The organism is Pseudoalteromonas piratica, assembly GCF_000788395.1.
GTDB lineage: Bacteria > Pseudomonadota > Gammaproteobacteria > Enterobacterales > Alteromonadaceae > Pseudoalteromonas > Pseudoalteromonas piratica.
Map to the genome: position 1 here is coordinate 486,954 of NZ_CP009888.1, position 12,774 is coordinate 499,727.

The following is a 12,774-nucleotide window of genomic DNA, read 5'->3' on the forward strand; positions in this document are numbered from 1 at the left end:
ATCCACTTAACGTCTTTCAGGTAAAATCATTTGCTTAGGCGCATGAGTAAGTAACTTGTAGCCTTTTTCAGAAACCAAAATATCATCCTCTAAACGCACACCACCAAAGTTTGGAATATAAATTCCCGGTTCAATCGTAATGACATTACCTACTTCAAGTTGGTAATCACAGTTAGGTTTTATAATTGGAAATTCATGCAAAAATAACCCCACGCCATGACCTAATCCTTCGCCTGCATACTCAGCAAAGCCCGCATTTTCAATAACTCTATGACTCGCTTTTAAAGCGTTGGTTGCAGCAGCACCTGCAACCACTTCAGCCATAGCTGCAGCCTGTGCATCTGCGACAGTTTGATAAACCAATTGTTGTTTTTCACTGGCTTCGCCATAAATATAACTGCGCGTCATATCAGAACGATAACCATTTATTACTGCGCCAAAATCTAGGGTAATAAAATCACCAACAGCGAGTTTGCGATCACCCGGCATACCATGTGGCAAAGAGGTACGTTCGCCAAATAACAAAATCGTGTCAAAGCTCATGCCGTTTGAACCGAGCTTTTGCATGCGATATTCAAGCTCAAGTGCAATATCGCGCTCACAGGCTCCGGTTTTAAAGTAAGGCAAGGTTTCATTTAATGCTTGGTCGGCAATCGCTGCTGCAAGCTCAATTTGCTTTACTTCCCAATCATCTTTTACTGAGCGCATTCGTTCAACAACACCTTGTATTGGTGTTAATTGTGCAACTGACAACTCTGCATTTATCGCTTGCCAGGCCCCTACATGAATATGATCAGCTTCAAAACCTAACTTAGCGTTTTTGTCGATAAGGCGATTAAAACAATGACCTAAGGTTTCGTTATCACGATCGCGACAAATGACTTCAAAGCCTTGGCTTTCATTTGTGGCTTGCTCTGCGTAACGGTAGTCAGTGACTAAATAACCACTATTTTGATTAATCACTAAATACGCGGCATGACCGCTAAAACCAGATAAATAGCGAATATTCTCGTAGCCAAAAATCAAAGCGCTATCGAGCTGCAAACTTGTTAATAAATTGCGAAACGTTGCTTGGCGTGATAAAAATGGGGTACTCATCGGAAAATAAATCCTGTGTTTAATGCATCGCTCGGGTCAAAATAAAAGGTGTTTTTACCCACCACATTAGCGTTCCCGCTCACTTCGGGGATCACCGCCAGGTAATCACCATATTCTAGTGTATCAACTACCTTAACGCTGAACTGTGAGCCTAAAATACTTTCAATTACTATTTCTTGCTGTGTTTCAATTTCGTTTTTAGCAAAATGGATAGCTGCTCGCCCCGCTACACCAGACCCTGTTGGGCTGCGATCTAACTCGCCTTCAGCAAAAATACACACATTGCGGCTATGCGAATCTGGGTGTTCCATTTGTGTATGCGAAACAAAAATAGTGCCGTACAAAAAGCTTAAATCAGCTTCAAAAGGGTGGTTAATGTCCGTGCTGGCAATCACCGCCTGTTTAATACGCTTACCCCAATCAATAATTTGATTGCTGTTATCTTGTTTAAGCGACAAACCAATGGCATCCGCATCAACATAGGCATAAAACGCACCGCCGTAAGCTAAGTCAAAAGTCACAGTTCCTATACCTTCAACCTCGGTTTGCTGTGCTTTTAGTGCTAAGAATGAAGGCACATTTAAAAAACGAATATCGCTAATTTCACCATTATTAACGGTTACCGATGAGCGAATTTGGCCACAAGGCACATCAAAATTAATTTGATTAACGCCTTCTTTTTTGTTTATCACGCCCGCTTCAATTGCCGCTTTAGATAGTGCAATAATGGCATGGCCGCACATGGTGCTGTAGCCTTCGTTATGTAAAAACAGCACACCCAAGTCACTGGTATCGCGCTCGGGTTCAACAATCAATGCGCCATACATATCTGCATGACCGCGAGGTTCAAACATCAATCCTTTTCGTAAATCATCATGATTAGCTAAACAGTCCTGACGTTTTGCTAAAATGGTGTCGCCTTTTAAAGTAGGAAATCCCGATGTAATAATGCGTAACGGTTCACCACCTGTGTGCATTTCTAGTGTGGTAATTTGTTGCATTGCTTTGCTTGGTTGCCAATTAGCAAACGCATTTGTGTTCATATTTAGCTTTCTATATCGAAATCAACATTTGCATACAATATACCCTTGTAAATATTAAAATCAATATAAAGCCCTGCATGGGTAAGTGATTATTGCTTAAAAGGATTACTAAATGCTTTGTTTTTAATAAACTTTTCGTCAGTTAAAGTATGTAGAAATGCCACTAAGTCTTGCTTTTCTTGTTCAGTTAACTGAAAACCTTTAATAAATGCACTTTTATATGGGTTTTCACGACCATCACCGCGATGCTTGCCAGTTGTAATATTGCGGCCAGCATCGGCATAGAAATCAATTACTTGCTCTAACGTTTGTAAACTACCATCGTGCATATAAGGGGCTGTTAAGGCGATATTACGCAATGTTGGCGCTCTAAACTTACCCATATCCTGTGGCGTTTCTGTGATAGTAAATAACCCTTGATCACTTAGCGGAAAAGCCCCTTTGCCATCAACATTATAAAGTCCTGTATTATGAAACGGATGACGATCTAATTGCTGCTTTTGATGGGTCGTTGATTGCGTAAAGTTAAAACCACCATGGCAATGGTGGCACTCTAAACGCTCTGAGAAAAACAGGTCCATACCGCGTATTTCACTTGCTGTCAGTGCGTCATCCTGCATGGCGTAGGCATATTGATCAAAACGACTTTGAAACGAAATCAAACTGCGGGTAAAACTGGCGAGCGCTTTAACAATGTGATCGAAACTCGCATCTTCAGTGTCAAAAGCGTGCTCAAATAATGCGTTATACTCTGGCGTATTAAAGCGTGCTAATACCTCTTCTTCGTGCCCTGTCACCCCCATTTCTAGCGGTGTTTCACCAAATAGCGGGAGCAAAATTTGCTGTTCCAACTCCGTCATTTCAGAGTGAGCCCAGGTCAGTGTTTTATTGTAAGCAACATTAACTAGTGCCTGCGCATTGCGGTGATGTACCTCCCCTGTCGAACCAATTGAAGTTGGTATCATTTCGGCAAATGCTCTATCTTGCTGATGACATGACGCGCAACTTTGCAACCCATTGGCAGACAAATTTTTGTCGTAAAATAAGTGTCGCCCAAGTTCAACTTTGGCATCGCTCATTGGATTCGTTGAAGGTACTTGCGGTTCAGGGAAACCATCTGGTAATTGCCATTTATATGGCTTACTTGGCTCGCTACAACCCACAAGTAATAGTGCAAACAATAATAAAGAACGACGCATATTATTCCTGATAAAATATCATAGTTGTTAAGTTGCTAAACAACTGCTGACAAATCTCGTTCGCTTGTTCACTCATACAAGAACGAGAACGATCCACCTCAGAAAATAAACGATCTAAATCTAAAACAATTGGTTTTTGCGCATCGAAGTGCGCTAGTTCAAACCGATAACGATTTGGGTAAGCACACGGTGAAGAAGGTGCCCGTAAACGCGATGCGCTTTTACAGCCGGTACTGCCTAAGTGAAAGGCGAAGTCATTTTTGCCATCATAACGGAAAAACTTATGCCCTAACTGCCAACTCCAAAACATTTCACTGATGTTAAGTGGAGATGCCGCAGTAAGCGGATTAAGGTGATTTTCATTAAACGGAACCGCCATCGCAAATGATAGCCTTTCCCCATCTAAAGCATCATCCATAAGCTCTACTTGCCAACTACTTTTCTCACAATTTGCGCCAATTAAGGCAACGCTGTTTGATGAAAAATGACTAGGCTTAATTGAGATGGCACTATTTGATTGAAACTCAGAGACAAACCACATTAAATTTTGCCGCTCATCACATGGCTGTTGCACACCATATTGTTTAACAACAAATTCAATTTTAGTCGTTGATGGTTTTTGACATGCAAACAAAAAACCCATTAACAAAAGTATACAAAATGACCTTAGCAAGATGGTTTACTCTCTTAATCGATTGGTTACACTGTAATATAAACAGGTACAGGATGTTATCAGAATTATGATCTCGCAAAAATTTACACTGCTTACACTTGCTTTGGCAAGTAGCATAGCCAGCCTCAGTGCGTTTGCACACACTGAACATGACAAAGCACGCTTTGTTGCCACTAATGGCATGGATAAAGGAAATTGCAACAACCCTGTGAGGCCATGTAAATCGATTGCTTATGCTGTGTCGCAAGCCAGTAAAGGCGATAAAGTGCTGGTTGCCAGCGGTCAATACGAGCTGAATAATGAGTCTGAACTTTTTTACCTGCAAAGCGAATTAGTACCTGTATTAGGTGGCTTTAACCGCTTTGACCACTTTCAAGTACAAAACCCTAATAGCAATAAAACGCAAATTGTAGGCGCGCCACTGGCACTGCATGAGACACTGCAAAAAGCAGGGTTTAGCGTGATTGCAGATACCAAAAGTTTAACGATTTCTAAGCAACTAAAACAAAAGCTGGCACGTCATCAAGCGTTGTTCGAGCAACAGAGCAGTACCGTATGTGAAAATGGTCGCGCTGGCTCATTTGCATGTAACAATGTTGACTTAGTGGCGCATGTGCCATTACCAAATTTTACTTCAGGCAATGATATTTGGGGACATGTTGATTTAAATAGTGGCATTGAATACGCCATTATGGGATTTTCTGATGGTATCCGCGTATACAATTTGGCAGATCCGACTAAGCCAACATTAGTTGGACGTGTCGCAGGTGCTAATACCACATGGCGTGATATTAAAGTGCTGCAATACTACGATGAATCGTTAAACGCCTACCAAGCGTACGCTTATATAACAGCTGAAGCAAATACAGGCGTGCAGATTATTAACTTAAATAACCTTCCAACATCCGTCTCCCTGACTGGCACTAACTTCTCAGTGAATAGTGCACACAATGTCTATATTAACGGGGTCGATTACAGTTTAAATCTGCCACTCAATGATCAAACGGCAAAAATGCAAGTAGTGGGGTCAAATAAGTACGGCGGTTCTTTTACCACTTACGACTTATCAACACCAAGTAACCCGAGTAAACAGTTTGATATTGGCTCATCATCGCGCGCTAATTACACCCATGATGCCACCAGCATGACAATTAATGACACCCGAGCAACGCGCGACTGTGTAAATGCGAATAACGGTGTATGTGATGTATTTATTGATTTTAATGAAGATGAGATTCGTATTTGGGATGCAACTCAAACAGCCAATACTGAACGTTTAGGACAAGTAGGCTATGACGATGTTGATAGTAGCAGCCAATATATTCATTCGGGATGGTGGCACGAAAACAAACGCTATGTGTATGTGCATGATGAATGGGATGAAAACCGTGGAGGCTTAAATACCACAGTACGCATTCTCGATTTAGCTGATTTAACCCAGCCTACGATTGTTGGTAAGTGGATCAGTAACAACCGCACCATAGATCATAATGGCTTTGTTAAAGGCAACCGTTATTACATGTCAAACTATGAGCGTGGTTTAACTATTCTTGATATTAGCAACCCAACAAACCCAGTTGAAGTAGGCTATTTTGATACATTCCCATCGTCAGATAACCCATCTTTCAACGGTGCTTGGGGCACATACCCTTATTTACCGTCTGGCAATATTTTAATCAGCGATATTAATAGCGGCTTATATATTGTTAAAGATAATTCTCGTAGTAGCGCAGCTAACGCGGCTTTTGAACAAACCGATTTAATTGCGGAGCGCGGTGATGAACTTCGTATCACCATCGACAAGCCAATAGCACTAAGTGAGGAGGCAACCATTGAATTTGAAGTTATCAATGGCAGTGCAAAGCTAAATAGCGATATGTTACTGCGCAATAACAGTCACATATTAAAATGGAACGCAAACGATACTGCGCCAAAAGTTATTGGCATGGCACTAAGCGATAACGGTGAAACATCACTAAAAGACTTTTATATCCGCCTTCATAACGCATCGAGCAACCTTGAAATTGGCGACAACCGTATTATGAAAGTCACTATAAATGGTCTTGCCAGCCAAGGTAAAGTAGGTTTTATCGAAACTAACCGCACCATCTCAGAAACAGCAGGTAATGCTAGCCTTGAATTAAGCCGCATAGGTGGAAGTCGTGGTCAAATAACCTTTGATTACCAAATTGAGTATTTAACAGCAACTAGCGATGATGTAACTTTTGAAAATGGCACAATTACTTGGGATGATGGTGACTCGAGCAATAAAACCATTGTATTTAGTATTACTGATGACCAAGCAATCGAAGATGACGAGCGCTTTGTTGTAAAACTCATAAACAACGATGACAGCTTGTTAAATAACCAGCAGATTGAAGTGACCATTTCAGATGACGATAGCAATAGCGCACCTGAGGTGTACGCCGGTAACGATATAGAGTTGGCAACAAATGCATCAACAGTATTAAATGCCGCAACTGCGAGCGATGATCGCACAGAGCAACTCACTTATCAGTGGCAAGTTGTCTCGGGTGTTGCAATTATTATCACTAATGCAGATAGCTTATCGCCCAGCGTTTCAGCTAGCAGCGAAGCGGGTACTGCTGTCATTTCATTTACAGCAACCGATGAACATGGCGCGAGCAGCAGTGATGAGTTAATCATTACCGTTGTTGCACCAGTTATTCCAGTAGGCCCACCGGTACCAGAAGAGTCAAGCTCATCCAGTGGTAGTTTACCTATTTACTTATTACTACTAATGTCACTGTTAGCAATTCGTAGAAGGTAAAAAGTTAGGCCTGATGATCTTTGGAAAAAAGCGCCTTTTGGCGCTTTTTTTGCTTTATGCTTGGGTGCGTTTATTGCGATACAACAAGTAATACGCACAAGGTAATACCAGCATACTCACCAGCGGACTTATCACCATACCGCCGAGCATCGGCGCTGCAATTTTTTGCATCACTTCACTGCCTGTGCCACTCCCTAACATAATTGGTGTTAAGCCAATCACGATAGTCAGGACCGTCATCGCTTTTGGGCGAACCCGTTGAACCGAGCCTTGTTTTACCGCAGTTAAAACATCCTTATGCTGTTTTAACGCCTGATTAAGGTAAATCAGCATCACCACCCCAAATTCAGCCGCAACACCCGCAAGCGCAATCATACCCACCGCAACGGCCACGGATAACTGATAATCCAGCAAATAAACGAACCACAGTGAACCTGCCAATGCCATCGGTAACGTTAACATCACTAAGGTTGCTTGTAATGATGAGTTAAAGGCAAGGTAAAGAATGATAAAAATAATCGCCAATGTAATTGGGATAAGTAATTCCAATTTACTGGTAACTCGTTCCATATACTCGTACTGGCCAGAAAAACGAATGCTGTGTTTAGCCGGTAGCACTAACTTACTATCCAGTGCTGCTTTTGCAGCTGCTATGTAATCACCAATAACCACATCTGGAGCTAAATCGACAAATGTCCACGCAATAAAACGACCATTTTCGCTTTTAATCACCGCTGGGCCATCTTTGATTTCAATATCGGCAACCTGCTCTAGCGTGACCCATGCACCCGTTGGTGATAAAAACGGTAATGTTTTTAGCTCTTCAATTTGATCACGATAACGGCGTGGGTAGCGCAAATTAATTGGAAAGCGCTCTTTGCCCTGCACCGACTGCCCAATACTCGCACCACCTAATGCATATTTTACTAACGTTTGGATGTCCGCAATATTCAAACCATATTTTGCTGCGTCTTTGCGTCTTGGCGAAATATCAATATAACGTCCTGACTGCGCCCGTTCAGCATAAGCAGATAAAGTACCTGGAACATCCGCTAAAATGCGCTCCACATCACGACCTACTTGCTCAATTTGCGCTAAATCATCGCCTGAGATTTGAATGCCAACAGGCGTTTTAACACCTGTTGATAACATATCAATTCGGGTTTTAATCGGTTGCACCCAGGCATTGGCAAGCCCCGGAAAATTAACACTTGCTTGCAACTCAGCAATAATGGTTTCAAGGGTGACTCCTTCGCGCCACTCACTCTTTGGTTTTAACTGAATGGTGGTTTCGAGCATGGTGAGCGGTGCAGGATCGGTAGCCGTTTCAGCGCGGCCTACTTTACCAAATACGCTAAGTACCTCGGGCTGAGTTTTAATTAAGCGGTCGGTTTGTTGTAGTATTTCACCCGCTTCCGCAATGGAAACTCCCGGCAGCGTGGTTGGCATATAGAGTAAGTCTCCCTCTTCTAGCTCAGGCATAAACTCACTGCCTAATTTAGAAAGCGGGTAATAACTTGATGCCGCAATCACAATAGCAACCAACAGCGTAAATTTAGGTACTTTTAAGCACAGGTCTAAAATCGGGCGGTAGATTGCTACTAACGCATGGGTTAGATAATTATTTTGCTCATTTGGAATATTACCACGTACTAAATACCCCATTAACACAGGCACTAACGTCACGCTTAATAGTGCCGCAGCCGCCATCACAAAGGTTTTGGTATAGGCAAGCGGGCTAAATAATTTGCCTTCTTGTGCTTCAAGGGCAAACACCGGCATAAAGCTCACCGTAATTAAAATTAGCGAGAAGAAAAGCGCAGGCCCTACTTCCACAGCAGCTTTACTTACCAATTGCCAATGCGCTTTTCCCTTAGCGTTTTCGCCCGTTTCAGCGCGATAATGCTCTAGGTGTTTATGGCAGTTTTCTACCATCACAATGGCAGCATCAACTAAAGCGCCAATCGCAATCGCAATACCACCCAAGCTCATAATATTGGCATTAATGCCCATTAAGCGCATTAATATAAAGCCCGCTAATACCGCTAACGGTAAACAAATCACAGCCACTAGCGTTGAGCGTGCATGCATTAAAAATACTAAGCACACCAAGGCAACCACGATCATTTCTTCAATCAGTTTGGACTGTAAATTTTCAACCGAACGTTCAATTAAGTTTGAGCGATCGTAAACCGTTACAATCTCAACGCCTTCAGGCAAGCTCGGTGTAATTTGGGCAATTTTCGCTTTTACATTGGCAATGGTTGTTAGCGCATTTTCGCCATCGCGCATCACCACAATGCCACCAACTACTTCACCTTCACCATTTAATTCAGCAATGCCTCGGCGCATCTGCGGGCCTAAACGAATAGTTGCAACATGTTCAAGTAATAACGGGCTTCCATCATCGTTAATGATGCCTAAGGGAATGGCTTTAAATGCAGCTAAATCGGTTAAAAAGCCGCGACTGCGCACCATGTATTCGGCTTCGGCCATTTCAAGCACCGAGCCACCGACCTCGCTGTTAGCGTTTTCTATCGCTGCCTTAACTTGTGTAAGCGTTATGCCATACTGCATTAACCTAAGTGGTTCTACCACTACTTGATAGCTTTGTACCATGCCGCCAACGGTAGCAATTTCACTTACTCCTGCCACTGACTGCAATTCGTATTTTAAAAACCAGTCTTGCAAAGTACGTAGCTGCGCCAAGTTTTGCTGACCTGTTTTGTCAATTAAAGCATATTGATAAACCCAACCGACCCCTGACGCATCAGGCCCTAAGGTTGGTTTGGCATCACTTGGTAAATTAGCGGTAACTTGGTTTAAGTATTCCAACACGCGCGAACGTGCCCAATACAAGTCGGTATCGTCTTCAAAAATAATGTAAACGTAAGAGTCACCAAAAAAGCTAAAACCTCGCACCGTTTTTGCTTTTGGTACCGCCATTAAACTGGTTGATAACGGATACGTTACTTGCTCTTCAACTACTTCAGGAGCTTGTCCCGGAAAGCTGGTTTTAACTATAACCTGCACATCCGATAAATCTGGAATGGCATCAAGCGGTGTTTGCTTTACCGAGTAAACGCCCAATATTGCTAGCATGACAGCTAATATCAGCACCAATACTTTGTACTTTAAACTGGTTTGAATAATCCACTGCAACATAATCGCCTCCTAATGTTGATGCGACTGCATTGCTTTGGCTGATTTGCCATCTTGACTCATTTTCAAAATAGCTGAGCGAATGTTCGATTCGCTATCTATTAAGAATTGGCCAGAAGTTACCACTTGTTCACCTTGTGCTAGCCCTTGCATAATTTCAGCGCGGCCTTGGGTGATCATGCCCACCATCACTTCACGCGAGACAAACGTGCCATCGTGTTGTTCTACAACTACTCTATTCTGCTTGCCGGTGCGAATAAGCGCTTCAACCGGAATATTAAGCACATCTTCTTTCGGGCCACCATAAATGCGCACATTTGCTAGCATATCTGGCTTAAATGAACCGTTTTCATTATTTAAAGACAACCTAACCTTTAATGTACGCGTTTTAGGATCAAGCGCTGGATAGATATATTCAATCTTACCTTCAATGGCATAAACACCAATCGCAGGTAGGTCAAACTCAACCCACTTACCATTTTCCACCCAATCAATTTGATGCTCAAACACATCGGCTAACACCCACACCTGTGAAAGATCAGCCAAGGTCATTAGCTTTACTGCTGGCTGCACATACATACCTTCACGAATGCCAAGCTCAGACACTATCGCATCATGTGGTGCATAGTAAGGCACGCGAAACAGTGACTCTTTACTTTTCTCAACTTGGTCGATTAGTTTTTCAGACATACCTAATAAACGTAAACGTGTGCGGCCTCGCTCTTTCAGGCCTTTATTGGTTGGATTTGTTTTAAGCAGGGATAAATAATCGTCTTGAGCAACGATTAACTCAGGCGCATAAATTTCATAAAGTAACTCACCTTTTTTTACGCGCGCACCTAACGTTTTTACTTGTAGGTTTTCAACCCAGCCCGTTGCTCTTGGGTGAATATGGGTTAGGCCATTTTCGTCATACTCAACCTTGCCGAAGGTCTCAATAAAACGCCATAAAGTAGAGCGCTCAACGGGTGCTTTAGTTAACGCCATGCTCTGCTGAGTATGCCCTGACACTGAAATAGCAACCTCTTCACTACTTTCAGGTGCTGAAAGCTCCACCAAGTCCATACCACAAATGGGGCATTTGCCTGGGTGATCTTTCACAATATGGCTGTGCATTGGACAAACAAACTTGGTGCTTTTAGCGGGTGATTGTGTCAATTCATTTACCAAGTTAGGTGATGACACATTTGCAAAACTCAGGCTTGCAAAAAGCGCTAAGCAAATAATGAATAAATTTTTCATAGATATAACTCTCAATTCAAATAAATAAGGTGTATTTGACGTTGGCAAATACGGCTTAAAATATTGAATTAAGCTATTGGTGGTATAATGCTAACTTGCAGTGGTGTTGGGTAGTTTGAAAGCCCAATGGTGAGATACGCGAGCTCTTTTGCTATTGGCTCTGAGAAGGCTAATACTGAAAAGACAAAGCATGTGGTATGGCATTTTGCGCTGCAATCATTACAGGTTTCGCAATCGTGTTTGGCCATTTCTTGCTGCATTTGGCTGTCATCACAACAACTGTGATTTGAACTTTCCATGCTTTTTTCTACTTGATGCATTTCAGCGCACGACATTTCCTCCCCTTGCATACTGTTCGCCGCAAGTGGATTTAGAAAAATACTGAAAATAAGCATTAAATATAAAATTCGCATAACGTAAAAAGTATACGTGATTGTATAAAACTTAGCTAGCCTTGAGAGCCAGCACACCTTTCTTTCAATAAAGTGTGTAGTTGCAAGCAAAAGAAAGGCTTATAAGTAGCAAAGGTGATGGCGTGGCATCAACTAAAATATTAAAATGCCTTTTTAACATATTAATAACGATATAGATCGGCATATTTAACCAACTTTGCATTCAGCATGTTATAAAATATACAGATACTTTACTCCCTTTAACTCCTAATTCGCTTCACAAATGCTAAAGAACCAAAAACACGCTATTTTATATGCCTTGTCAGCAGTTTTTTTATGGTCGACTGTTGCCACTGCATTTAAACTCGCATTAATGCAGCTAACACCATTGCAGCTAGTATTTTATGCCTCTGCATTTAGCTGGTTGTTTTTGGCAATTTTTTTGCTCGTGAATGGTGATTACCAATACGTAAAAACAGCTTTTTTGAGCAAACCCTTACTGTACTTAAAGCTCGGTGTGCTCAACCCATTTTTATATTACTTAATTCTGTTTAAAGCATACGACCTGCTACCCGCACAACAAGCCCAAGCACTAAATTATACTTGGGCAATTGCGTTAAGCCTGCTAGCTGTGCCAATGCTCGGACAACGCCTTCGAAAAACCGACATTGCCGCACTAATGTTTGCTTATTTAGGTGTACTGATTATTAGCACAAAGGGTCAATTTACCGAATTAAACTTTGAAAGCCCGCTGGGAGTTGGTCTTGCGCTATTATCCACGCTTCTTTGGGCGCTATATTGGATTTTTAGTACTAAGAATACGGATAAGCCAGTAATTAGCTTATTTATCTGTTTTTCTATCGGCTTACCATTTATTGCCCTCGTTCTTAGTTGGCAAAATGCATGGCAAATACCAACAGTTAAAGCCTGGTTGGCCGCCGCTTATGTCGGGTTATTTGAAATGGGAATTACGTTTGTGTTGTGGTTAATGGCAATGAAAAAAGCTGAAAACACTGCGAGTGTAAGCAACTTAATATTTATATCGCCCTTTTTATCACTTATATTTATCTTTACTTTTTTGGGTGAAGCGATTCACCCGGCAACAATAATTGGTTTGGGATTCATTATTTGTGGCTTGGCTATTCAAAAATTAATAAAGTCTAAATAACTATTT

At 41.9% G+C, this 12,774-nt stretch carries 9 protein-coding genes; 2 read left to right on the top strand and 7 right to left on the bottom strand.

Translation table 11 applies throughout. The features are described from left to right. Positions 1-6: 6 nt before the first annotated feature. The 4 genes from OM33_RS02125 to OM33_RS21930 form a co-directional block, all read right to left on the bottom strand. Entirely contained in the window at positions 7-1,098 is a 1,092-nt protein-coding gene (locus OM33_RS02125) for a M24 family metallopeptidase (RefSeq protein WP_038638139.1), read from the bottom strand. Next, the gene (locus OM33_RS02130; RefSeq protein ID WP_038638143.1) at positions 1,095-2,141 is read right to left on the bottom strand and encodes a proline racemase family protein; all 1,047 of its coding nucleotides are present in this window, start codon (positions 2,139-2,141) and stop codon (positions 1,095-1,097) included. Before OM33_RS02130 ends, OM33_RS02125 begins: the two co-directional genes overlap by 4 nt. 89 nt (positions 2,142-2,230) lie before the next feature. Next, the gene (locus OM33_RS02135; protein WP_038638147.1) at positions 2,231-3,340 is read right to left on the bottom strand and encodes a methanobactin export MATE transporter MbnM; all 1,110 of its coding nucleotides are present in this window, start codon (positions 3,338-3,340) and stop codon (positions 2,231-2,233) included. 1 nt (position 3,341) lies between these two features. Continuing rightward, entirely contained in the window at positions 3,342-3,983 is a 642-nt protein-coding gene (locus OM33_RS21930) for an MbnP family protein (RefSeq protein WP_052140866.1), read from the bottom strand. 97 nt (positions 3,984-4,080) lie between these two features. Between OM33_RS21930 and OM33_RS02145 the strand changes: the two genes are divergently transcribed. Next, complete coding sequence (locus OM33_RS02145) at positions 4,081-6,804, top strand: choice-of-anchor B family protein (protein WP_081990992.1); 2,724 nt, start codon at positions 4,081-4,083, stop codon at positions 6,802-6,804. A gap of 54 nt (positions 6,805-6,858) precedes the next feature. Here the strand turns inward: OM33_RS02145 and OM33_RS02150 are convergent, their stop codons facing one another. The 3 genes from OM33_RS02150 to OM33_RS02160 all read right to left on the bottom strand — a co-directional run bounded on the left by OM33_RS02150 (position 6,859) and on the right by OM33_RS02160 (position 11,543). After that, the gene (locus tag OM33_RS02150) at positions 6,859-9,969 is read right to left on the bottom strand and encodes an efflux RND transporter permease subunit (protein WP_038638150.1); all 3,111 of its coding nucleotides are present in this window, start codon (positions 9,967-9,969) and stop codon (positions 6,859-6,861) included. 9 nt (positions 9,970-9,978) lie between these two features. After that, entirely contained in the window at positions 9,979-11,208 is a 1,230-nt protein-coding gene (locus OM33_RS02155; RefSeq protein ID WP_038638152.1) for an efflux RND transporter periplasmic adaptor subunit, read from the bottom strand. 68 nt (positions 11,209-11,276) lie between these two features. Then, positions 11,277-11,543: a hypothetical protein gene (locus tag OM33_RS02160; protein ID WP_038638155.1), complete on the bottom strand. Its 267-nt coding sequence runs from the start codon at positions 11,541-11,543 to the stop codon at positions 11,277-11,279. 340 nt (positions 11,544-11,883) lie between these two features. Here OM33_RS02160 and OM33_RS02165 point away from each other — a divergent pair, with 340 nt between their 5' ends. Continuing rightward, positions 11,884-12,768, top strand: coding sequence for a DMT family transporter (locus OM33_RS02165; protein ID WP_038638159.1), 885 nt, complete (start codon positions 11,884-11,886; stop codon positions 12,766-12,768). Positions 12,769-12,774: the final 6 nt, after the last annotated feature.